This is a genomic window from Rhizobium sp. 01N48 (genome assembly GCF_056399145.1).
The window spans coordinates 173,072-196,285 of sequence record NZ_JBFTQT010000010.1 but is presented as its reverse complement, the minus strand read 5'-3'; the positions used below and the strand labels follow the sequence as shown (position 1 = coordinate 196,285).

Sequence of the window (23,214 nt, the reverse complement as noted above, 5' to 3'; positions counted from 1 at the left end):
TCGCTGAACGCATAAAAAAACCGGCGCCCGCAAGGGTCAGCCGGTTTTTCCTTGTCCGATCAATGCAGTCTCAGAAGGCGAAGGCCTTGGAGGTCAGCGGCGACGAGGTCGCATCCGGTCCGAACTCGGCTTCACCAGTGATCTGCAGCATTTCCTGCAGGCGCTGGCGGGCGCGATTGACGCGGCTCTTGATCGTTCCGACCGCGCAGCCGCAGATTTCGGCCGCTTCCTCATAGGAAAAGCCGGATGCGCCGACCAGAATGATCGCTTCGCGCTGGTCGCTCGGCAGTTGCTCGAGCGCCTTCTTGAAGTCCTGAAGGTCGAGCGCGCCGTATTGCGATGGGTGCGTCGCCATGGATTCCGTGAACAGGCCATCGCTGTCCTGAATCTCGCGACCCGCCTTGCGCATTTGGCTGTAAAGCTCGTTGCGCAGGATGGTGAAGAGCCAGGCCTTCATGTTGGTGCCCATCTCGAAGTGGTCCTGCTTGGCCCACGCCTTCATGATGGTGTCCTGCACGAGGTCATCGGCGCGGTCATGACGACCGATCAGCGAGATGGCGAATGCGCGCAGGCTTGGGAGAGCCGAAAGGAGCTCGCGTTTGAAGCTTGGTTGCTGCTTGTCCATAGATCGACCTTCACTTCGCTGCTTTGGCCGAGGCCAGTTCGGCCTGGTCAAGCTTTTCGAGGAGATCGAGGAAACGATCGGGGATCGCTTCTTCCTGAACGGCAGCGTAAAGCGACCTCAAACGCACCCCGATCTGGCTGTTGGGATCCATGATGTCGCTTGCACGTAACTCAGCGCGTTGGCCGTCTATGTCTTCGTTGTTCCGGCTTGTCATTAACTTTTCACTTCTTGTCCGTTGTCTCTAAGCCTCGCGTACCGCTGCGTGAAAACCTTCATTCCGGTCCCCCGCCGCCTCGGTCGAATTCTCGCCGGACAACCCTCTCGGAATGCATGTCGTGTCGCAGGTCAGTTTACGATGAGCCCCTTCTCGTGGGCAGTAGAATGCGCGGTGGTAAAAAAAGTTCCTGATCATCTGGAACTTTTTTCAGGTAGTGTGCGTTCTCGATGCACTGGAGCTGTTTTTCGGCCCTGCTTATGGGAGCTTTCTATGACACTTTCTACTCGAATTGCGCCGCACCTTCCTTATCTGCGCCGCTATTCACGGGCGTTGACCGGCACACAGACATCAGGCGACGCGTATGTCGCCGCAGTGCTTGAGGCAATCATTGCCGACATATCCATTTTCCCTGACACATCGAACGACCGCGTCGCACTCTACAAACTGTTCACGACGCTGTTTGGTTCCTCGACGGTGCAGATTCCAGAACCCTCCTCCCCCTATGCCTGGGAGCAGCGCGCCACCATCAACCTCGGCAAGGTCTCGCCGCGCGCCCGTCAGGCCTTCATCCTGGCCTCGGTCGAAAACTTCCGCGTCGGCGAAATCGCCGAAATCCTCGACAGCGAGGAAAGCGAAGTGGCGACCCTGCTCGACAGCGCATCGCGCGAGATTTCCCGCCAGGTCGCGACCGATATCATGATCATCGAGGACGAACCGCTGATCGCCATGGATATCGAGCAGATGGTCGAAAGCCTCGGCCACCGCGTTACCGGCATCGCCCGCACCCATACGGAAGCCGTGGCGCTGTATAACAAGACCAAGCCGAGCATGGTTCTCGCCGACATCCAGCTTGCCGACGGCAGCTCGGGTATCGACGCGGTCAACGACATCCTGAAGACCTCGAGCGTGCCGGTGATCTTCATCACCGCCTTCCCCGAGCGCCTTCTGACCGGTGAGCGTCCCGAGCCGACCTTCCTCGTCACCAAGCCATTCAACCCTGACATGGTCAAAGCTCTGATCAGCCAGGCGCTTTTCTTCAACGAAAGCACGAAGGCAGCCGCCTGACGCTATATTTCAGCCATTGCGGAACAATGCGAAAGGGGGAGCGTTCCAGTCCATCTGCAGCGCTCCCCGGATATTAAGATTTTATCTAGCGCTTGCCTCTAAAAAGAAGCGGTGGGCGGACTTTAGGGTCTGCTGGCGGCATAAACGGATTGAAGGAAAGGCGGCTGGGTGAAGAGGACTGGACCATTGGCCGGCACGCCCTTCGCATTGGAAGGCAAGGAGCTCTTGATGGAGCGGGCGCTCGCGAGCGCCGGCATCGCCGTTGTCTATCAGGATCCCGATCTCGGCATCGTCTACGCCGAGAACCTCCCCGCGCATCTTGAACACGCCGTTCTACCCGGCGGCAGCGATGCCGACATGTTCGGCGAGGTCCACGCGCGCAATCTCGAAACACTGAAGCGCAAGGTGCTGGAAACCGGCACGCCGGCCAGCACCGAGGCCGACATCGCCATCGATGGCGAAATGCGCACCTACGAAATCAAGGTGCAGCGCGTCACGCTCGGCCACGAGATCGGCCTGCTGTCTATTATCACCGAGATCACCGAGACCAGACACCGCGAGAAGGTGCTGAAGTCGCTTCTGCGCGAACTCTCGCACCGCTCGAAGAACCTGCTTGCCATTATCCAGGGCATCGCCACGCAGACCGCCCGCAACACGCTGTCTCTCGACAGCTTCCTCGTAAAATTCCGCGGCCGGCTCCAGTCGCTGTCGAACTCGCAGGACCTTATCACCGACAGTAGCTGGCGCGGCGCCTTCCTCTTCGAACTCACCCGCAAGCAGTTCGCCCCCTATTGGCCGGAGAGCGCCGGCCCCCTGCCCGTCACCGGGCTCAATGTTCACCTGACCCCGAACGCCGCGGTTCATGTCGGATTGGCGCTCCACGAGTTGATCGTCAATTCGGCGACCTTCGGCGCCATTGCCGGCGGTGCGCCCGCGATCGCGCTAGACTGTCAGGAAACCATGCACGGCGACCGCAAGGCGATCAGCTTCACCTGGACCGAAGCGCTGCCCAACGACGAAGTCCACGAGTTCAGCGACAACAGCTTCGGCCGCATCGTGCTAGAGCGCGTCGTGCCCTCGTCGGTCAACGGCAAGGCCGATCTGCGCCTGACGCCGGGCCGCATCGAGTATCACCTGCTGATCCCCGATACCGAATTCGAGATCCTCAAGCGCGCGCCGCAGCAGGTCGGCGGCGTCTGACCGTCACCACCTGACATTCCATCGATTTTTATTGAAAACCGCGCACAAGAAAACAGCCAGTGCGAGGGCGGCGCACCGGCTGTTTTCACTCACCGGGAGGGGACCGTGAGTGTGATCCGAAGGTGGTTTGGGGGCGCGCATTTTTGGGTCGATGCGATCACCATTCGGATATCGCCATAACGGGCTATGCGAGGAATGGTTCCCGCTCTTCACGAAAAATCTCTGATTTTTTCAATTATTCTTCCGCTGTGAAGATTGGCGCGGCCGCAAGCGCCCATCGAGCGACTTGACAGCAATCAACTCGAAATCGAAAAGCCGTTCTAAAACAGCAGCATACACTTCCCCTCAAGCCCGCCCTATGCTAAAATTTTACCGTTTGATAAATTTTTTATCCTGAGTTACGCTTCGTTCCACTGGCCGTTTACCTATAATGAGGGAACTTCAATGGAACGTCTGGACACTGGGATTCATGCTGGCCGGCTTTCGCCCGCCGAGTATGACAAGAATTTCTCCGATCTTCACCCGCGCCTCGACAAGCACGAGGCCCTGGTCGCCTCCGACCGCTGTTATTTCTGTTATGACGCGCCCTGTATGACGGCCTGTCCCACCGCCATCGATATCCCGCTCTTCATCCGGCAGATATCGACTGGCAATCCTCTCGGCTCCGCCAAGACCATCTTCGATCAGAACATCCTGGGCGGCATGTGCGCCCGTGTCTGTCCCACCGAAGAACTCTGCGAGCAGGCCTGTGTGCGCAACACGGCCGAGGAACGCCCCGTCGAGATCGGCCGTCTGCAGCGCTACGCCACCGATGCGGCGATGCAGGCTGGCAAGCAGTATTACACCCGTGCTGCTTCATCAGGAAAGAAGATAGCCGTCGTCGGCGCAGGCCCGGCCGGGCTTGCCGCCGCACACCGCCTCGCCGTCAAGGGCCATGAGGTCGTGATCTACGACGCCAAGCCGAAATCCGGCGGCCTCAACGAATACGGCATCGCCACCTACAAGTCCGTCGACGGCTTCGCGCAGAAGGAAGTCGACTATGTGCTCTCGATCGGCGGCATCGAGGTCCAACATGGGCAATTGCTCGGCCGCGACTTCCAGCTCGCAGACTTGCAACAGCAATATGACGCCGTCTTCCTCGGCATCGGCCTATCGGGCGTAAACGCATTGCGCGTCGAGGGCGAAAACCTCGCCGGCGTCGACGACGCGGTCGACTTCATCGCGGCGCTGCGCCAGACCGACAACAAGGCCGACATCGCCATCGGCCGCCGCGTCATCGTGCTCGGCGGCGGCATGACCGCCATCGATGCGGCCGTGCAGGCAAAGCTGCTCGGCGCCGAGGAAGTGACCATCTGCTACCGCCGCGGCAAGGAGCACATGAACGCGTCTGAGTTCGAGCAGGATCTGGCGACCTCCAAAGGCGTCATCATCCGCCACTGGCTGGCGCCGAAGGCGATCCTTGCACAGGACGGCAAGGTCGCGGCCCTTGAGGTCGAATACACCACGCTGTCGGAAGGCCGCCTGGCGACCACCGGCGAAACCGGCGTCATTGCCGCCGACCAGATCTTCAAGGCGATCGGCCAGGCTCTCGTTTCGTCGAGCCTTGGAAGCCTGCGCCTGGAGTCCGGACGCATCGTCGTTGATGCCGAAGGCCGCACTTCGCTTGACGGCGTCTGGGCCGGCGGCGACTGCGTCTTCGGGGGCAACGACCTCACCGTCTCGGCCGTCGCCAATGGCCGCGACGCCGCCGAATCCATTCACTGCATGCTGGCCGCCGATGCGCAGCCGGCCGTTGCCGTCGCCTGAAGGGGAGAGTGAACCATGGCTGATCTCCGCAACAATTTCGTCGGCATCAAATCGCCGAACCCCTTCTGGCTCGCCTCGGCGCCGCCGACAGACAAGGCCTACAACGTCGAGCGCGCCTTCAAGGCGGGCTGGGGCGGCGTGGTCTGGAAGACGCTGGGCGAGGAAGGCCCGCCCGTCGTCAACGTCAACGGCCCGCGCTACGGCGCGATCTGGGGCGCCGACCGCCGCCTGCTCGGTCTGAACAACATCGAGCTGATCACCGACCGCGACCTCTACACCAACCTGCGCGAGATGAAGCAGGTGAAAATGAACTGGCCGGACCGCGCGCTGATCGCCTCGATCATGGTCCCCTGCGAGGAAGAGAGCTGGAAGGCGATCCTGCCGCTGGTGGAAGAGACCGGCGCCGACGGCATCGAACTCAACTTCGGCTGTCCGCACGGCATGTCCGAGCGTGGCATGGGCGCCGCCGTCGGCCAGGTGCCTGAATATATCGAAATGGTAGTGCGCTGGTGCAAGCAATACACCCGCATGCCCGTCATCACCAAGCTGACGCCCAATATCACCGACATCAGGAAGCCAGCGCGCGCTGCAAAGGCCGGCGGCACCGACGCCGTGTCGCTGATCAACACGATCAACTCGATCACCTCGGTCAATCTCGACACCTTCTCGCCGGAACCCTCGATCGACGGACGCGGCAGCCACGGCGGCTATTGCGGCCCGGCGGTCAAGCCGATCGCGCTCAACATGGTGGCCGAGATCGCCCGCGATCCGGAAACCCAGGGCCTGCCGATCTCAGGCATCGGCGGCGTCACCACCTGGCGCGATGCCGCCGAGTTCCTGGCGCTCGGCGCCGGCAACGTGCAGGTCTGCACGGCGGCGATGACCTACGGCTTCAAGATCGTCCAGGAGATGATCTCGGGCCTGTCAGACTGGATGGACGCCAAGGGCCACCGCAACCTCGACGACATTACCGGCCGCGCCGTGCCCAACGTCTCCGACTGGCAGTATCTGAACCTCAACTACATCGCCAAGGCGAAGATCGACCAGGACGCCTGCATCAAGTGCGGCCGCTGCCACATCGCCTGCGAGGACACCTCGCACCAGGCGATCACTCAATTCGTCAATGGCGTCAGGCACTTCGAGGTGATGGAAGACGAATGCGTCGGCTGCAACCTCTGCGTCAACGTCTGTCCCGTCGAAAACTGCATCACCATGGAGCAGCTTCCATCCGGCAGCCTCGACGAACGCACCGGCAAGACCGTCGACCCCAACTACGCCAACTGGACGACGCACCCGAACAACCCGATGGCCAGACAAGCCGCGGAGTAAGTTCGAAGGTGTCGCGGGACGCTCCGCGGCACCTCTAGTAGAGTTTTTCGCCGCACGGACGTGCGGCTACTGGATCCCTGTGACGAGCACAGGGATGAGGGAGTTTGTGGGAGCGCCACGCCGATCTCCACCCTCATTCCTGTCCTTGTGACAGGAATCCAGCCACCGCGCGTCCGCGCGGTGAATGACCCACCTTAAGCTTCGGCGTCACCTTGGCCCGCAAAGCCAGCGCCCGAAAACACCTTCCGATAAGCCCCCGGGCTGGTCCCCAGCCGGCGGCGAAAATGGTGCCGCATCGTTGCCGGCGTGCCGAAGCCGCAGGCGGTGGCGATGTCGCCGAGCGATGCCTCGCCCTTCAGCTCCAGGAGTTCGCGCGCATGTCGCAGCCGCTCGGTGAGCAACCATTCGCCGACGCTCGATCCCGTGGTCGCCTCGAAGCGGCGCTGGAATGTGCGCTGGCTCATCCCTGCCTTGGCCGCAAGCAAGCTGATCGGCTGATCCTCATCGAGCCGCGCCCGCATCCATTCGATGAGCGGCCCGAGCCGTACGCCTTCGCGCGGCTGCGGCACCGGAGCGCGGATGAACTGCGCCTGCCCGCCCTCGCGATGCGGCGGCACGACCAGGCGCCGGGCGACCGAATTGGCCGCCTCCGCGCCGAAATCGCCGCGCACCACATGCAGGCAGAGATCGATGCCGGCGGCACTCCCTGCCGCCGTCAGCATCCGCCCCTCGTCCATGTAGAGCACGTCGGCATCAAGCCCGATCTCGGGATAGCGCTCGGCGACGGAAGCGACATAACGCCAATGCGTCGTCGCCCGCTTGCCCGCAAGCAATCCCGAGGCGGCCAGAACCGCAACACCCGAGCATAGCGACATGATCCGCGCGCCACGCCCATGCGCCGCTTGCAACGCCTTTATCAGCCCGTCGGGCACCGGCGCATCGATCGCCCGCCAACCGGGAACGACAATCAGATCGGCATCATCGAGATCGTCGAGACCGCCATCGACGGTGACGCTCAGCCCACCGGCCGCGCGAAGCGGACCGGGTTCGACGCCGCAGGCGCGAAAGCGATACCAGTTCGCCCCCATCTCCGGCCTCGGCAGACCGAAAACCTCGTAGGCGATGCCGAATTCGAAGGTGCACAGGCCGTCATAGACGAGCACGGCGACCTTGGGTCCTAATAGTGCGACAGCATTTGGCATGATCTTTACGCCAGTCGTCATTATGGCCAGTTTCGCCAACACCTATCATCGCGCATCTTCTGCAGCAACAGCAACGACAGGAGACCCCGATGACCGACATGATCCCCGAACCACAGCCCGCAACCCACCCCGCGACACCAAGCTACGTCGCCGAAATCCCGGCCGCGGCACCGGAGGCGATCGCCGCCTATTACGCCCGCAAGCTCGCCTTCGAGACCGATTGCTGGGACGTCCACGCCTCGCTTGCATCAGGACGCATCGACTTCGTCCTCCTCGACGTCCGCTCTCCCGCGATGTTCGCCCTGTCGCATGTGCCCGGCGCCCAGAACCTGCCGCACGGGAAGATGACCGCGCACCGCATGTCCGCGTGGCCATCGGGCACCCTCTTCGTCGTCTATTGCGCCGGCCCACATTGCAACGGCACCGACAAGGCGGCCCTTCGCCTTGCAAGGCTCGGCTACCGGGTCAAGGTGATGATCGGCGGCATGACCGGTTGGGCCGATGAAGGCTTCGATTTCGAAACGGGACCAGCCAACGAAGCCGCATAACGACGGGCATATGCACCGAACGGGGAGATTGAGTTTTCCGCGCTGGCGCGCATAGTCATCGCAGGCTCAAGAGGTGGCCCGCATGACCCGTCATATCGTTGCCATCGGCCCGCTGCCGCCGCCGCTCCACGGCTTTTCTTTCGCCACGGCGGCGATGGTGGACCTACTCTTGGAAGATCACACCGTGGTCACCAGCAACCTCTCGCCACCGGCAGGCGGTTCCCGCCTCTGGCGGCACCCGGCGAAGGCAATCAAGGTCTTGGCCGCGCTAGCCAGCCTCGCGCGCGAACGCGGACGTCTAGACAAGGCCTGCTACCTCGCCTGCGACGGCGGCTTCGGCCAGCTTTACACGCTGCTCATAGTGGCGTTCGCCCGGCTCTTCGCCTACCCGACCTACCTTCATCACCACAGCTTTCGCTACATCGACCGGCCGAGCCTCACCATGCGCGCCATCCTGGCGCTCGCCGCTCCCGACCTCACGCATGTCTTTCTCTGCGGCATGATGCGCGACCGCTTCGCCGACAACTATGACCGGCGCCTGCACACCGCCATCATCTCCAACGCCGCCTTCGTGCCTCCACAGAACGAGGACGCGGTGATCCCCGCCCGCCCGCTGACGATCGGCATGCTCAGCAACCTCAGCCGCGCCAAGGGGCTGGAGACGTTTCTCGATCTGCTGCGGCAGGCGATCCTGCAGGGGCTGCCGATCCGTGCCGTCCTTGCCGGCCCGGCGACCGATAGCGCCGACCGCGCCATGATCGACGCGGCGCTGAATGAATTCGCCAGCACGCTCGATTATCGCGGCCGCGTGCTCGGCGACGAAAAGGCGAAATTCTATCGCGACATCGACGTCTTCGTCTTCCCGACGACCTATGCCAACGAGGCCCAGCCCCTCGTCGTCTTCGAGGCCAAGGCGGCCGGAAACGACGTCATTGCCTTTGATCGCGGCTGCATCCGCAAACAGCTCGATGAGACCGATCTCCTCATCCCCGCCGACGGCGCGTTCACGGACATAGCCATCGCCTGGCTCTCGGAAATCCCCTCGGACGGCAGGCGAGACCAGCGAAGACATGAGGTCCGGCAGGTCTACGAGATCAGGCAGAAAACCGCGCGCAAGCAGGCGAAGTCCTTGATGCAGTGAAATTTCCTGCCCGGCGGGTGGAAATCCGGATGGCTTGACGCATATTTTCAATCCTGCTCATTAGAGATCTATCTCGCGTCCCGAACCGAAAACTGGAAATCCCACAGCATGCCCCCTTGCAGCGCGCTTCGCGCCCACACCAGCGATTGCCACGCAGCGGCAGACGTTTTTCCGGTTCTCCCGATGGCCGAGGCTGCCCCGTATGATCGGGAGCATGGTCCATCGTGAACGAGAATTCGAGCGAGAATTTCGGCAAGGTCGACCTCACTAATTGCGACCGCGAACCCATCCATCGCCTCGGCGCCATCCAGCCTTTCGGCTTCCTGCTGGTCGTTTCCTCGGACTGGATGGTGGCGCGCGCTTCCGCCAATCTCGAACAGTTCGTCGGCATCGCTTGCGATGAGATCATTGGCCAGCCTGTCTCGCGCGTGATCAGCGGCAAGACCATGCACACGCTGCGCAACCGGCTGAGCATCATGCGCGGCCCTGACGTGGTGGAGCGCCTCTTCGGCATCGAGCTTTCCGAAGGCGGTCCGCTCTTCGACATCGCCATCCACATGAGCGACGATCAGGTCGTGATCGAGGCCGAGCCCTCGCAGGAAGGCGCGCAAGGCGGCTCGCCGGTGTCGATCCGCAGCATGATGGGTCGTCTCGACCAGGCCGAAACGCTGGAAACCTTCTTCCGTGAAGGCGCCCGCCAGGCCCGCGCGCTCACCGGCTTCGACCGCGTCATGGTCTACCGCTTCGACGAAAGCGGCGCCGGCGAAGTGGTGGCGGAAGCCGCGCGCGCCGGCATCGGCTCGTTCCTCGGCCTGCATTACCCGGCCTCCGACATTCCCGTGCAGGCGCGTGCGCTCTACACCCGCAATCTCTTCCGCATCATCGCCGACATCGACGCCGTCAATGTGCCTCTGGTGCCTGAGATCGATGCGCATGGACGCTCGCTCGATCTCTCCATGTCGATCCTGCGCTCGGTATCGCCCATCCACATCGAGTATCTGAAGAACATGGGCGTCGGCGCCTCGCTGTCGATCTCGATCGTCGTCGACGGCAAGCTTTGGGGCCTGTTTGCCTGCCACCACTATTCCGCCCGCCTCCCCTCCTTCGAGCGCCGCACGACATCGGAACTGTTCGGCCAGATGTTCGCCTCACGGCTGGAGAGCCGCGAGCGGCGGCTTGCGCTCGAGTTCGAAACCAAGGCCCGCCAGATCGCCGACCGGCTGCTGACCTCGGTCGCCGACAATGCCAGCCTGCTCGACGATCCCTCCTGGCTGATCGACGCGCTGGCCGACGCGATCCCGGCCGATGGCATCGGCGTCTGGATCAACGGCCGCTCGGCGCTGAACGGCATCACCCCGTCGCAGGCTGAATTCGGCGAGCTCGTCCGTGTCCTCAACCGCAACTCGGCCGGCCGCGTGTTTTCGACCGACAGCATCGCCGAGACATGGCCGGGAACGATATCAGGCGATATCGTGGCCGGGCTGATCGCCATTCCTATCTCGCGCTCGCCGCGCGACTACGTGGTTCTGTTCCGCCAGGAGATCGTGCGCTCCGTGCGCTGGGCGGGCGATCCGCACAAGCCTGTCGAATACGGCCCGAACGGTCCGCGCCTGACGCCGCGCAAGAGCTTCGAGACCTGGTCCGAGCTGGTACGCCAGCACTCGCAGCCCTTCTCCGCCGCCGAACGCCGCGTTGCCGAAACCATTCGTGTCACGCTGATCGAGGTCGTGCTGCGGCTGACCGATGAAGCCAACGCCGTGCGCCAGCAGGCCAACGAACGGCAGGAACTGCTGATCGCCGAACTGAACCACCGCGTGCGCAACATATTGAGCCTCATCAGCGGCCTGATCCGCCAGTCGCGCGGCACGACGGACAGCACCGACGAGTTCATCGGCCATCTCGAAGGCCGCGTGCAGGCGCTGTCGCGCGCCCACGACCAGATCACCCGCGACCACTGGGCGCCGGCGCCGCTGCGCGCGCTGCTGCAGGCCGAAGCCGCCGCCTATCTCGGCCCGAATGCCGCGCGCATCATCATGAACGGGCCAGAAGTGCTGCTCGCGCCGCAGGCGTTTTCGATCTCGGCGCTGGTGTTCCACGAACTGGTGACCAACAGCGCCAAATACGGAAGCCTCTGCGACAGCGGCACCGTCGGGGTCGATTGGCACAAGGACGACGCCGGCAATCTCGTCATCCACTGGCGCGAGAGCGATGGCCCGCCCGTCAAGCAGCCGACCCGACAGGGCTTCGGCACGACAATCATCCGCCGCTCGATCCCCTATGAGCTCGGCGGCCAGGCGGATGTGCGCTATGAGCCTGAAGGCCTCGAAGCGCATTTCCTGATCCCCGAGAAATTTGCGACCTTCGCCGATGGCGCGGTGTCGCTTTTGCCGGAGCAATCGTTGCAATCGGCCAAGGCCATTCTGGAGACGATCAAGGACCGGCCACTGGACGGGCTCGACATTCTGCTTGTTGAGGACAATCTCATCATCGCCATGGATGGCGAAGACATCTTCCTGCAACTCGGCGCCTATAGCGTATCGCTTGCGCCGAATGTCTCGAACGCCTTGGCGGTCATCGACAGCCGCAAATTCGACCTGGCCGTTCTGGACGTCCATCTCGGCGAGGAAACGAGCATCGCCGTGGCCGAAAGGCTAGCTGCAAAGGGTGTGCCCCTGATCCTGGCGACAGGTTATGGCGAAGGGGTATCGCAGGCCTATGGCGCTCTCGGCGCCAATCTGCTGCAGAAGCCTTACACGATCGAAAGTGTCGCAAGCGCTCTATCGCGCATGACGCCGATCGTTAAATCATGATGCCGGCTGGTTCGTCCGCACGCTGAGGCCGTCCACGAAGAGCTGTTCGAGAAAACGCGCCGCGTCCTCGAAACGCCCCTCGCCCGATTGCCCCTGCCCGAGCACGGCGCGCACCTGCACGTCGAAGTCGGCGTAGTGCTGCGTCGTCGACCAGATCGAGAAGATCAGGTGGTAGGGATCACACTTGACGATCTTGCCGGCCTTGGCCCAGCTACGAATGACCGCGGCCTTCTCGTCGACCAGTTCCTTCAGCGGTCCCTTCAACTCGTCCTCGATATGCGGCGCGCCCTGCAGCACCTCATTGGCGAACAGCCGGCTCTCGCGCGGAAAATCCCGTGCCATCTCAAGCTTGCGGCGGATATAGCCGCGGATCTCGCTCTCGGGATTGCCTTGCGCATTGAAAGCCCGCAGCGGTTCGAGCCAGGTGAACAGCACGCGGTCGATCAGCGCCCGGTGCATCGCCTCCTTGGTGCGGAAATAATAGAGCAGATTGGGCTTCGACATGCCCGCCACCTCGGCGATCTGGTCGATCGTCGATCCCCGAAAACCGCTCACCGAAAACACATCGAGCGCCGCTTCCAGGATCTGTTCCTCTTTCTCTTCCTGGATGCGGGTGCGCCGCTGTGTTTTCGCAGCTCTCGGGATCGCCATGTCGCTAATTTTTCTCTTTCAAATTCAACTATTTCAGTCAACTTTAAGCGGCAGCGATACAGTGCCGAAAAACTGAGCAACTGCCCTGAATTTTGTCGGTAATTTTCCTGATTTTCGCCTTGAGCCGGACGCCGGAAGTTGTAATGTTTACCAGTCGGTCAAATTATCCGTCAGAAGCAAATCAAAGGCAACTGACGATTTTCAGACGCTAACAAAACAACAACGGCGCTGAAACTGACCACGGGAACAAGCGGACATGCTGCACAGCATGCGCCGCATAAAACTGGTGAGGAATACGGATATGGTGGCAGCACCAGGCGAGAACATGCGCGTCAACGGGGACCGTCTCTGGGACAGTCTCATGGACATGGCGAAGATCGGCCCGGGGATCGCGGGCGGCAACAACCGCCAGACGCTGACCGACGCCGATGCCGAGGGCCGCAGCCTCTTCAAGACATGGTGCGACGCCGCGGGCATGACCATGGGCGTCGACAAGATGGGCACGATGTTCGCGACCCGCCCCGGCACCGATCCCGATGCGCTCCCCGTCTATGTCGGCTCGCATCTCGATACGCAGCCGACCGGCGGCAAGTATGATGGTGTGCTCGGTGTGCTCGCCGCGCTCGAGGTCGTGCGCACGATGAACGACTTGGGGCTGAAGACCAAGCACCCCATCGTCGTCACCAACTGGGCCAACGAGGAAGGCGCGCGCTTCGCGCCTGCCATGCTCGCCTCAGGCGTCTTCGCCGGCGTCCACGACATCGACTACGCCTATTCCCGCAAGGACCCTGATGGAAAGACCTATGGCGACGAGCTGAAGCGCATCGGCTGGCTCGGCGAGGAAGAGGTCGGTGCCCGCAAGATGCACGCCTATTTCGAATATCACATCGAGCAGGGCCCGATCCTCGAAGCCGAGAACAAGCAGATCGGCGTCGTCACCCACTGCCAGGGCCTCTGGTGGCTGGAATTCACGCTGACAGGCCGCGAAGCCCACACCGGCTCGACGCCGATGAACCTGCGCGTCAATGCCGGGCTCGCGATGTCCCGCATCATGGAAATGGTGCAGGCCGTGGCGATGGGCGAACAGCCGGGCGCCGTCGGCGGCGTCGGCCAGGTCTTCTTCTCGCCGAACTCCCGCAACGTGCTTCCCGGCAAGGTCGTCTTCACCGTTGACATCCGCACTCCCGACCAGACCAAGCTCGACCGCATGCGCGCAAAGATCGAGGCCGAGGCCGCGAAGATCTGCGACGCCCTCGGTGTCGGCTGCTCGGTCGAAGCCGTCGGCCATTTCGACCCCGTCACCTTCGACCCGAAGCTGGTGGACGCCGTCCGCAACGCCGCCGACCGGCTCGGCTACAGCCATATGAACATCATCTCCGGCGCCGGCCACGACGCCTGCTGGGCCGCCAAGGTGGCACCGGCCACAATGGTCATGTGCCCCTGCGTCGGCGGCCTCAGCCACAACGAGGCGGAGGAGATCTCCAAGGAATGGGCCTCAGCCGGCGCGGACGTTTTGTTCCACGCGGTAGTGGAGACGGCGGAGATTGTCGGATGACCATGCAGCCGCTATATTTGATATCGGCTGAACTCGCGGAGACCATTGCATGTCTTCCTCTACAGAAAACCTCGTCCTTGAACATCTGCGCGCGATCCGCGCCACGCAGGATCGTCACTCGGACGACCTCATCGAGATCAAGGGCCGCCTCGGCCAGATCGAAAGTCAGGTTGCCTCGCTCAACGGCACCTATGCAATCCTGTCCAACCGTCTCGACAGAATGGACAATCGCATACTGCGCATCGAGAAGCGGCTGGATCTCGTCGAAAGCTAGCGGCGCCCGCAAACAAGCATTTCGTCTTCAATCAAAACCGCCATCGATGCTGAGTGAGGCATTGGGTAGGGAGATTGTGGGATGATCTCGCAGTTGCTATGTTTAGAACGCGAGTTACCGCCAACGGAGGCTGGTGCATGTCGTCTGACAACCTCATCCTTGAGCACTTGCGTGCCATCCGCGGCACTGTCCAGCGGCTTTCCGACGACATGCAGGTTGTCAAGCAGCGCCTCGGCAGCCTCGAACATCAATACGCGACCATTTCGACACGGCTTGACCGCCTCGACGAGCGCGTCCTGCGTATCGAAAAGCGGCTGGATCTCGTCGAGACCTGAGCCAGCCTTCAACGAGCATTTTCCGGAAGGCCTCTTTCATATTCATTAGACTGCTGGACACGGCGCGACGGCACCGTGAACGGTGCCCCGTCTCATAAAAACAGGGAACCCGACCAATGAGCACAGTCATCAAGAACGGCACCATCGTCACCGCCGACCTGACCTACAAGGCGGACGTGAAGGTCGATGGCGGCAGGATCGTCGAGATCGGGCCCAACCTTTCCGGAACAGAGACGCTTGATGCCACCGGCTGCTACATCATGCCCGGCGGTATCGACCCGCACACCCATCTCGAAATGCCCTTCATGGGCACCTATTCATCCGACGATTTTGACAGCGGCACGCGCGCGGCCCTTGCTGGCGGCACCACGATGGTGGTCGACTTCGCCCTTCCCGCGCCCGGCCAGTCGCTGCTCGAAGCGCTCACCATGTGGGACAACAAGTCGACCCGCGCCAATTGCGACTATTCCTTCCACATGGCGATCACCTGGTGGAGCGAGCAGGTCTTCAACGAGATGAAGACGATCGTAGAGGACAAGGGCATCAACACCTTCAAGCACTTCATGGCCTACAAGGGCTCGCTGATGGTGAACGACGACGAGATGTTCGCCTCCTTCCAGCGCTGCGCCGAGCTTGGCGCCTTGCCGCTCGTCCACGCCGAAAACGGCGACGTCGTCGCCTCCATGTCGGCGAAGCTGCTCGCCGAAGGCAATAACGGCCCAGAGGCTCACGCCTACTCCCGCCCGGCGGAAGTCGAGGGCGAGGCCACCAACCGCGCCATCATGATCGCCGATATGGCCGGCTGCCCCGTCTATATCGTCCATACCTCCTGCGAACAGGCCCACGAAGCCATCCGCCGCGCCCGCCAGAAGGGCATCCGCGCCTATGGCGAGCCGCTGATCCAGCACCTGACGCTCGACGAAACCGAATATTTCGACAAGGACTGGGACCACGCCGCCCGCCGCGTCATGTCGCCCCCCTTCCGCAACAAGCAGCACCAGGACAGTCTCTGGGCCGGCCTCGCCTCCGGCTCGCTGCAGGTGGTCGCCACCGACCACTGCGCCTTCACTACCGACCAGAAGCGTTATGGCGTCGGTGATTTCACCAAGATCCCGAATGGCACCGGCGGCCTGCAGGACCGCATGCCGATGCTCTGGACCTACGGCGTCAACACCGGCCGCCTGACGATGAACGAATTCGTCGCCGTCACCTCCACCAACATCGCCAAGATCCTCAACATCTACCCACGCAAGGGCGCCATCCTCGTCGGCGCTGATGCTGACCTCGTGGTCTGGGACCCGAAGCGCTCCAAGACAATTTCTGCCAAGACCCAGCAATCGGCCATCGACTACAACGTCTTCGAGGGCAAGCAGGTCACCGGCCTACCGCGCTACACGCTGAGCCGCGGCGTTGTCGTGGTCGAAGAGGAGACGATGAAGACCCGCGAGGGCCATGGCGAGTTCGTCAAGCGCGAACCGGTCACCGCCGTCTCCAAGGCGCTCTCGACGTGGAAGGAAATCACCGCGCCGCGCAAGGTCGAGCGCGCGGGCATTCCGGCAAGCGGGGTGTGATCGATGGCGCGCGGCAGGCTGGTTCTTACTCTCGTTTCGCTGGCCGCGCTGACCTCCGCGGCAAGCGCCGACACCTTGCCGATCAAGGGGAGCTACGGCAACAAGGACGGATGCGCCTACGCCAAGTCGGGCGAATCCACCGGATCGGAAAACTTCTTCCTGCTGACATCGGAAGCCATCACCACGGCGGCCTCCGCCTGCACCATCGAGAAGGTCCTGAAGACCGAGGGCAAGAACTTCACCGCCACGGTCTCTTGCGAGGCCGAAGGCGAAGAAGCGGCAAGCGAGGACACGGCAAAGATCACCTATGGCCCGAAAGGCTACACGATCGGCTTCACCTCGGATGCCGGCATAAAGTGGGGGCCGCTGCCGCTATGCAAGTGACATCAAACCGGCACGTTCCCATCCAGTTCCGGCAACAGCACGACGCTCTCCTGCTCGTTGGGATCGGTGCGCGCGATGATCGCCGTGCAGGGCGTGCTGCTGAGGTTCGCCGGCAGGTGCGGCACGCCGGCGGGGATGTAGAACAGCTCGCCGGCATGCACGATGACATGGTGCTCCAGGTCGTCGCCATACCAGGTGTGCGCCTCGCCCGACAGCATGTAGATCGCCGTCTCGTGCGCCTCGTGCAGATGCGCCTTGGCGCGCACGCCGGGCGGGATGGTCAGAAGATGCATGCAGATGCCCTTGGCGCCGACCGTCTCGGCGGCAATGCCCTGGAAATAGCTCAGCCCCTGCTTTCCGTCGTAGGAATGGTCGGGGCGCACGATATGGCAGGTCGGTTTTGATGTCGCATCCATCGTCGTCCTCCTCAAAGCTTGCCGGCGCGGCCCAAACCGCCGCCCATGATATCACGCAAACCGCCGCCGCGCGGGGAAAACAGGATCGATCCGCATTGACGCAAGCTGCCTCCGTCGTATCCGCCAAGGATCTGTGTCTCACCTACCAGGCCAATGACGCGCCGGTGCATGCGCTGAGCAACGTCAACCTCGATGTCCGCAAGGGCGACTTCGTCTCCTTCATCGGCCCATCCGGCTGCGGCAAGACCACCTTCCTGCGCGTTATCGCCGATCTCGAGAAGAAGACCTCGGGCGACATCACAGTCAACGGCATGACGCCGGAGGACGCCCGCAAGGCGCGCGCATACGGCTACGTCTTCCAGGCACCGGCGCTCTATCCCTGGCGCACCATCGACAAGAACATCGCGCTGCCGCTGGAGATCATGAACTACCCGGCCGATGAAAGGCAGAAGCGCATCGCCGAGGCGCTCGATCTGGTTGGTCTCACCGGCTTCGAAAAGAAGTTTCCCTGGCAACTGTCAGGCGGCATGCAGCAACGCGCCTCGATCGCCCGCGCGCTGGCCTTCGACGCCGATCTGCTGTTGATGGACGAGCCCTTCGGCGCACTCGACGAAATCGTCCGCGACCATCTGAACGAGGAACTGCTGAAGCTCTGGGCGCGCACCAACAAGACCATCTGCTTCGTCACCCACTCGATCCCCGAGGCGGTCTATCTCTCGACCAAGATCGTCGTCATGTCCCCCCGCCCCGGCCGTGTCACCGACATCATCGACTCGCCGCTACCCCGCGAACGGCCGTTGGATATTCGTGAGAGCCCGGAGTTCCTTGAGATCGCCCACCGCGTGCGGGATGGGCTGAGAGCGGGGCATAGTTATGAGCATTAGAGGCATAGACATTAAGACCCCTCCCCAACCCCTCCCCACAAGGGGGAGGGGCTTCATTGCCGCTACCGTCTCGAACACCAGAAGCGTTCCACGTATTCGAGCTTTGCTGTATTTCTCAGCGGGCGCCACAGGCTTGCCCCTCCCCCTTGTGGGGAGGGGTTGGGGAGGGGTCTAGATGCCGCACTCCAACATCACTCCTAGAACACGCGAACGAGCGAGACGCCTCCGCCGCGAACTGACCAAGGCGGAAGCCGCCATGTGGGACATGCTTCGAGACCTTCGCCCCTACGGCGCCCGTTTCCGTCGAGAAACGCCCGTCGGCCCCTATATCGCTGATTTCGCGTGGCTTTCCGCTAGACTGATCATCGAGGTCGATGGCGACAGCCACGAAACGGATCATGGCCGCAGGCATGACAGCGCACGCGACGCATTTCTACGCAACGAAGGCTTCACCGTGCTCCGCTTCGACAATGACCAGGTACTGGATGGACCCGATCACGTTTTCATCCAGATCCAAAACCATGCCGCCAAGTTCCTGAAGGAGCAAGCCGCATGACCCCCGACACCCTCAAGGACAAGATCATCCCCGTCACATCAATCCTGGCCGCCCTCGTCGCCATCTGGTACGTCGCGGCAATCCTGATGAACGCCTCCTTCCAGCGCGACATGGACACCCGCGCCGGCCAGACCCCGACCACGATGGAGTTCATCGAAAAAACCCTATCGCAGCCCAAACCCCTCCTGCCCGCCCCGCATCAGGTGGCGCAGAACGTCTTCGAGAACACCTTCCTGCGCAAGCTCACGAGCAACCGCAGCCTCGTCTATCACTCGGGCGTCACCCTCTCCTCCACCGTGCTCGGCTTCACGCTCGGCACACTGCTCGGCATCCTGATCGCCGTCGGCATCGTCCATATCAAGGCGCTGGATCGCAGCCTGATGCCGTGGATCATCACCTCGCAGACCATCCCGATCCTGGCGATCGCGCCGATGGTGATCGTCGTATTGGGCGCCATCAACATCACCGGCCTCATCCCCAAGGCGCTGATCTCGACCTATCTCTCCTTCTTCCCCGTGACCGTCGGCATGGTGAAAGGCCTGCGCTCGCCAGAGGTCATGCTGCTCGACCTGATGCGCACCTATAACTCCTCCCCCGCCCAGACCTTCTGGAAGCTCCGCGTGCCGGCCTCCGTGCCCTATCTCTTCACCTCGATGAAGGTGGCGATTGCGGCCAGCCTCGTCGGCGCCATCGTCGGCGAACTGCCGACGGGTGCGGTGGCCGGTATCGGCTCCAAGCTGCTTGCCGGCTCCTATTACAGCCAGACCATCGACATCTGGGCGGCGCTGATCGCCGGCTCGCTGCTGGCGGCGCTCCTGATCATGGTCGTCAGCATTGCCGCGAAGATCGTCGATCGCGCCATGGGCGGGAGGTCGGCATGAAGAACGCATCCTGGCAGGCAATCGTCGCCCTCCTCCTCACCATCGCGGCCGCGGCAACGCTGCCGCTGTTCTCCGCCGCGTCAGGCAAGCCACCATCGACAGGCATGACGGCGATCACCTTCATCCTGATCGCGGCGTCCGCCCTCATCTCCTTGCTGCCGCAATCGAAGACCAGCCGCGCAACGGTCCTCTTCATCGGCGCCCATGGCGGCGCCTGGCTGCTGCTGTCGAGCCTGAGTGGGAACGAAGGCTACGCGGCAAAACCCTTCTTCCTGCTGATGGCGGCGTGTTGGCTGCTCGCCTGGCGCACCGTCAGCGAGATCGTCGAGATCAGGACCAGCTCGCGCGCCGATGATACCGCCCTACGGCTCTTGGTGCCCGCCATCTTCGGCGCCTGGATCCTGATCCTCTGGGAAACCGCAACGCGCGGCGCCGGCATCCCCTTCGTGCTCCTGCCGCCGCCGAGCGCCATTGCCGCGCGCATCGTCGGGTCGCTCCCGATCCTCGGGGACGATGTCAGGCAAACGATCTTCAAGGCCGTGCTTGCGGGTTATGTCATCGGCTGCGGCGCCGGCTTCGTCGTCGCCATCCTTGCCGATCGCGTCGCCTTCCTGCGCCGTGGCCTGCTGCCCATCGGCAACATGGTCTCGGCGCTGCCGATGATCGGCGTTGCTCCGATCATGGTCATGTGGTTCGGCTTCGACTGGCAGTCCAAGGCCGCCGTCGTCGTCATCATGACCTTCTTCCCGATGCTGGTGAACACCGTCGCCGGCCTTGCCGCATCCGGTCCGATGGAACGCGACCTGATGCAGACTTACGCCTCCAGCTACTGGCAGACGCTCCTGAAACTGCGTCTGCCGGCGGCCATGCCTTTCATTTTCAATGCATTGAAGATCAACTCGACGCTGGCGCTGATCGGTGCCATCGTCGCGGAGTTCTTCGGTACGCCGATCGTCGGCATGGGCTTCCGCATCTCCACCGAGATCGGCCGCATGAATGTCGACATGGTCTGGGCCGAAATCGCTGTTGCGGCGCTGGCAGGCTCGATCTTCTATGGCGTCGTCGCCCTCGCTGAGCGGGCGGTGACGTTCTGGCATCCGTCTATCCGTGGTGGCTAGGCGTCGCTTATTCCCGACACTGGGGTCGGGCGTAAAGAAAGAAAAAGGGAACAAGAAAATGAAAAAACTGGTTCTTGCAATGATGGCGAGCGCCATGGCGATGGCGGCAAGCCACGCGATGGCCGCCGACAAGGTGACGCTTCAGCTGAAGTGGGTCACCCAGTCGCAGTTCGCCGGCTACTACGTCGCCAAGGATAAGGGTTACTACGAAGAGGAAGGCCTCGATGTCGACATCAAGCCTGGCGGCCCTGATATCGCGCCCGAGCAGGTGATCGCCGGCGGCGGTGCCGACGTGATCGTCGACTGGATGGGTGGCGCGCTGGTTGCCCGCGAAAAGGGCGTTCCGCTCGTCAACATCGCCCAGCCTTTCCAGAAGTCCGGCATGGAGTTGATCTGCCGCAAGGACGGCCCGATCAAGACCGAAGCCGACTTCAAGGGCCACACGCTCGGCGTCTGGTTCTTCGGCAACGAATATCCCTTCTTCGCCTGGATGAACAAGATCGGTCTGAAGACCGATGGCGGCAAGGACGGTGTGACCGTGCTGAAGCAGAGCTTCGACGTTCAGCCGCTCCTGCAGAAGCAGGCCGATTGCATCTCCGTCATGACCTATAACGAGTACTGGCAGGCCATCGATGCCGGCTTCAAGCCGGAAGAGCTGACGGTCTTCAACTACACCGCCATGGGCAACGACCTGCTCGAGGACGGCCTCTACGCCAGCGAGGAGAAGCTGAAGGACCCGGCCTTCAAGGAAAAGATGGCCAAGTTCGTCAAGGCTTCGATGAAGGGCTGGAAGTACGCCGTCGAGAACCCCGATGATGCGGCAGGCATCGTCGTCGATGCCGGCGGTCAGGACGAAAACCACCAGAAGCGAATGATGAGCGAAGTGGCCAAGCTGATCGGCGACGGCACCGGCAAGCTCGACACCACGCTCTACGACCGCACCGCCAAGGCCTTGCTGGACCAGAAGATCATCAGCAAGGAACCGACGGGCGCCTGGACGCACGACATCACCGACGCGGCCGCCAAGTAACGGGCGGCAACCAAGTCGCATCGAATAAACAAGGAACGCGCGGGCTGGCACCGCGCGTTTCTCATTTAAATCATAAAAAATTTCGTGACGTTGTCGGCGCAACGTCGGGTGGCGCGTCATAGGAATGACGGAATTGCGGATCAACAAACCGAATGCCGGCATCACGGAATGGTGATTGATCTCGGCCGTCGAGATTACTAATGTGCGCCGCGAGGAATTATTTTCCGCCGGGCTTGTGCGTGGGGCAAAACGATACCACGTACATGTCGGATTTGCCGGACGAGGGTCATCTTACGAAGTAAGATACGGCAGTGATGCGGGAATATTTCTGAGCTTGCACTTACGGGAGAAGGCCTTCGCGAGCTGAGGACAAGGCGCGAGTTTGGCCAACCTTTTTCAAAGACTGGACAAAGACGCATGGTACGCATGACGCCTAAAACTCTACGCGCCTCCACCCTGATCGCGGCTGCCTTTGCCGCATCGGTCGCGTTCGCTGAGGAAAACCAGCCGCCCAAGGCACAGCAGAACCTGCCCGTGATCGTGGTCACGACCGCTGCCAAGCGCGCGCTGGTCGATCGCGTCATCGGCACGGGCACGATCCGCCCGATCGAGGAAGTCTATATCCAGCCGCAGGTCGAGGGTCTCTCCATCCGCGCGCTCAACGTCGATGTCGGCGACAAGGTTACGGCCGACAGCACGATTGCGACGCTGAACGATGATGCGCTGGTGCTGCAGAAGGCGCAGATGCTGGCGACCAAGGCCAAGGGCGAGGCAAGTCTCGCCCAGCTCCGCGCCCAGCTGGTCGAGGCCAAGGCCAATGCCGAGCAGGCCCGCCTGCAGCAGTCGCGCGCCGACGAGATGGGCAAGAAGGGCACCGTCTCCACCGCCCAGGTCGAGCAGGCCGACGCGACCGCTGCGACCGCCAATGCGCGCGTCTCCTCGGCGGAACAGGCAATCGAGGTGGCGATCGCCGACCTGAAGGTTATCGACAGCCAGATCGCCGATGCCGACCTGAAGCTCGCGCGTACGGACGTGAAGACGCCGGTTTCAGGCGTTATCTCGGCCAAGAACGCCCGTATCGGCGCCATTGCCGCCGGCACCGGCGAGCCGATGTTCACCGTCATCAAGGATAGCGCGATCGAGCTCGTCGCCGAGCTGTCGGAAACCGATATCCAGAAGATCAAGGTCGGTCAGCGCGCCATCGTGACGCTGTCGGGCAACCGCACGAAGATCGAAGGCAAGGTCCGCATCGTCTCCCCGACGGTCGACCAGTCCACTCGCCTCGGCCTCGTGCACATCTATATCGACGACGAGAGTGCTGCCCGCTCCGGCATGTATGCCAGCGCCGACATCATCGTCGCCGAAAAGAACGACATCGCCCTTCCCCTGTCGGCCGTCACGTCAGGCCGTAACGGCTCCACCGCCCGCAAGGTCGAGGACGGCATCGTCAAGCAGGTGAAGGTGACGACAGGCATCCAGGATGGTGGCTTCGTCGAGATCTCGGAAGGCCTGAAGGAAGGCGACACCGTCGTCGCCAAGGCCGGCGCCTTCGTTCGCGATGGCGACAAGATCACCCCTGTCACCGAAGCCGTATCGGCACAATCGAACTGACCGAG

General features: G+C 62.5%; 23 protein-coding genes. 18 read left to right on the top strand and 5 right to left on the bottom strand.

All coding sequences use genetic code 11. The features are described 5' to 3' along the window. Nucleotides 1-70 precede the first annotated feature (70 nt). Nucleotides 71-625 (bottom strand): RNA polymerase sigma factor, encoded by a 555-nt coding sequence (locus AC1DOG_RS19310; protein ID WP_477930297.1) that lies wholly within the window; start codon nucleotides 623-625, stop codon nucleotides 71-73. 10 nt (nucleotides 626-635) lie between these two features. Then, entirely contained in the window at nucleotides 636-839 is a 204-nt protein-coding gene (locus AC1DOG_RS19305; protein WP_477930295.1) for a NepR family anti-sigma factor, read from the bottom strand. Between the two features lie 273 nt (nucleotides 840-1,112). On the opposite strand from AC1DOG_RS19305, the gene AC1DOG_RS19300 reads away from it, so the two are divergent. From AC1DOG_RS19300 to preA, 4 genes are all read left to right on the top strand, one after another. Then, complete coding sequence (locus AC1DOG_RS19300; protein WP_047514451.1) at nucleotides 1,113-1,907, top strand: response regulator; 795 nt, start codon at nucleotides 1,113-1,115, stop codon at nucleotides 1,905-1,907. 168 nt (nucleotides 1,908-2,075) lie between these two features. Beyond that, nucleotides 2,076-3,107 carry an HWE histidine kinase domain-containing protein gene (locus AC1DOG_RS19295; RefSeq protein ID WP_477930292.1) on the top strand — a complete coding sequence of 344 codons (1,032 nt, stop codon included), beginning with the start codon at nucleotides 2,076-2,078 and terminating at the stop codon, nucleotides 3,105-3,107. 444 nt (nucleotides 3,108-3,551) lie between these two features. Next, nucleotides 3,552-4,913: an NAD(P)-dependent oxidoreductase gene (locus AC1DOG_RS19290; protein WP_477930290.1), complete on the top strand. Its 1,362-nt coding sequence runs from the start codon at nucleotides 3,552-3,554 to the stop codon at nucleotides 4,911-4,913. Nucleotides 4,914-4,928: 15 nt separating this feature from the next. Continuing rightward, a complete protein-coding gene (gene preA, locus AC1DOG_RS19285; RefSeq protein WP_113197450.1) occupies nucleotides 4,929-6,242 on the top strand; it encodes an NAD-dependent dihydropyrimidine dehydrogenase subunit PreA in 1,314 nt (437 codons plus the stop codon). Between the two features lie 194 nt (nucleotides 6,243-6,436). Here the strand turns inward: preA and ftrA are convergent, their stop codons facing one another. Next, entirely contained in the window at nucleotides 6,437-7,465 is a 1,029-nt protein-coding gene (ftrA, locus tag AC1DOG_RS19280; RefSeq protein WP_477930288.1) for a transcriptional regulator FtrA, read from the bottom strand. A 77-nt stretch (nucleotides 7,466-7,542) separates the two neighbouring features. Here ftrA and AC1DOG_RS19275 point away from each other — a divergent pair, with 77 nt between their 5' ends. From AC1DOG_RS19275 to AC1DOG_RS19265, 3 genes are all read left to right on the top strand, one after another. Beyond that, nucleotides 7,543-7,992: a rhodanese-like domain-containing protein gene (locus AC1DOG_RS19275; RefSeq protein WP_477930337.1), complete on the top strand. Its 450-nt coding sequence runs from the start codon at nucleotides 7,543-7,545 to the stop codon at nucleotides 7,990-7,992. Nucleotides 7,993-8,074: 82 nt separating this feature from the next. Then, on the top strand, nucleotides 8,075-9,133 hold the full coding sequence (locus AC1DOG_RS19270) for a glycosyltransferase family 4 protein (RefSeq protein ID WP_477930286.1): 1,059 nt from the start codon (nucleotides 8,075-8,077) through the stop codon (nucleotides 9,131-9,133). A 224-nt stretch (nucleotides 9,134-9,357) separates the two neighbouring features. Then, nucleotides 9,358-11,943, top strand: a complete 2,586-nt coding sequence (locus AC1DOG_RS19265) for an HWE histidine kinase domain-containing protein (RefSeq protein ID WP_477930284.1) — start codon at nucleotides 9,358-9,360, stop codon at nucleotides 11,941-11,943. Here the strand turns inward: AC1DOG_RS19265 and AC1DOG_RS19260 are convergent. Continuing rightward, nucleotides 11,938-12,594, bottom strand: a complete 657-nt coding sequence (locus AC1DOG_RS19260) for a TetR/AcrR family transcriptional regulator (RefSeq protein ID WP_113008300.1) — start codon at nucleotides 12,592-12,594, stop codon at nucleotides 11,938-11,940. The two genes, AC1DOG_RS19265 and AC1DOG_RS19260, sit on opposite strands and share 6 nt — an antisense overlap. A gap of 301 nt (nucleotides 12,595-12,895) precedes the next feature. On the opposite strand from AC1DOG_RS19260, the gene AC1DOG_RS19255 reads away from it, so the two are divergent. The 5 genes from AC1DOG_RS19255 (at nucleotide 12,896) to AC1DOG_RS19235 (ending at nucleotide 16,713) form a co-directional block, all read left to right on the top strand. After that, nucleotides 12,896-14,149 carry a Zn-dependent hydrolase gene (locus AC1DOG_RS19255; RefSeq protein WP_477930282.1) on the top strand — a complete coding sequence of 418 codons (1,254 nt, stop codon included), beginning with the start codon at nucleotides 12,896-12,898 and terminating at the stop codon, nucleotides 14,147-14,149. A gap of 49 nt (nucleotides 14,150-14,198) precedes the next feature. Further along, a complete protein-coding gene (locus tag AC1DOG_RS19250; protein ID WP_113197458.1) occupies nucleotides 14,199-14,423 on the top strand; it encodes a hypothetical protein in 225 nt (74 codons plus the stop codon). 137 nt (nucleotides 14,424-14,560) lie between these two features. Next, on the top strand, nucleotides 14,561-14,758 hold the full coding sequence (locus AC1DOG_RS19245) for a hypothetical protein (protein WP_477930281.1): 198 nt from the start codon (nucleotides 14,561-14,563) through the stop codon (nucleotides 14,756-14,758). Nucleotides 14,759-14,874: 116 nt separating this feature from the next. Beyond that, entirely contained in the window at nucleotides 14,875-16,329 is a 1,455-nt protein-coding gene (gene hydA / locus AC1DOG_RS19240) for a dihydropyrimidinase (protein ID WP_477930279.1), read from the top strand. Nucleotides 16,330-16,332: 3 nt separating this feature from the next. Then, nucleotides 16,333-16,713, top strand: coding sequence for a hypothetical protein (locus tag AC1DOG_RS19235; protein ID WP_477930277.1), 381 nt, complete (start codon nucleotides 16,333-16,335; stop codon nucleotides 16,711-16,713). Between the two features lie 2 nt (nucleotides 16,714-16,715). Here the strand turns inward: AC1DOG_RS19235 and AC1DOG_RS19230 are convergent, their stop codons facing one another. Continuing rightward, nucleotides 16,716-17,129, bottom strand: a complete 414-nt coding sequence (locus AC1DOG_RS19230; RefSeq protein WP_047514486.1) for a cupin domain-containing protein — start codon at nucleotides 17,127-17,129, stop codon at nucleotides 16,716-16,718. A gap of 95 nt (nucleotides 17,130-17,224) precedes the next feature. Here AC1DOG_RS19230 and AC1DOG_RS19225 point away from each other — a divergent pair, with 95 nt between their 5' ends. From AC1DOG_RS19225 to AC1DOG_RS19200, 6 genes are all read left to right on the top strand, one after another. Continuing rightward, nucleotides 17,225-18,013, top strand: coding sequence for an ABC transporter ATP-binding protein (locus AC1DOG_RS19225; RefSeq protein ID WP_477930275.1), 789 nt, complete (start codon nucleotides 17,225-17,227; stop codon nucleotides 18,011-18,013). Nucleotides 18,014-18,188: 175 nt separating this feature from the next. Next, a complete protein-coding gene (locus tag AC1DOG_RS19220) occupies nucleotides 18,189-18,569 on the top strand; it encodes an endonuclease domain-containing protein (RefSeq protein WP_477930273.1) in 381 nt (126 codons plus the stop codon). Beyond that, entirely contained in the window at nucleotides 18,566-19,450 is an 885-nt protein-coding gene (locus AC1DOG_RS19215) for an ABC transporter permease (protein ID WP_113235300.1), read from the top strand. The genes AC1DOG_RS19220 and AC1DOG_RS19215 overlap by 4 nt, the downstream gene beginning before the upstream one ends. Next, nucleotides 19,447-20,568, top strand: coding sequence for an ABC transporter permease (locus AC1DOG_RS19210; RefSeq protein ID WP_477930271.1), 1,122 nt, complete (start codon nucleotides 19,447-19,449; stop codon nucleotides 20,566-20,568). Before AC1DOG_RS19215 ends, AC1DOG_RS19210 begins: the two co-directional genes overlap by 4 nt. A 58-nt stretch (nucleotides 20,569-20,626) precedes the next feature. Further along, nucleotides 20,627-21,598: an ABC transporter substrate-binding protein gene (locus AC1DOG_RS19205; protein ID WP_477930269.1), complete on the top strand. Its 972-nt coding sequence runs from the start codon at nucleotides 20,627-20,629 to the stop codon at nucleotides 21,596-21,598. A 417-nt stretch (nucleotides 21,599-22,015) separates the two neighbouring features. After that, nucleotides 22,016-23,209, top strand: a complete 1,194-nt coding sequence (locus AC1DOG_RS19200) for an efflux RND transporter periplasmic adaptor subunit (protein WP_477930267.1) — start codon at nucleotides 22,016-22,018, stop codon at nucleotides 23,207-23,209. Nucleotides 23,210-23,214: the final 5 nt, after the last annotated feature.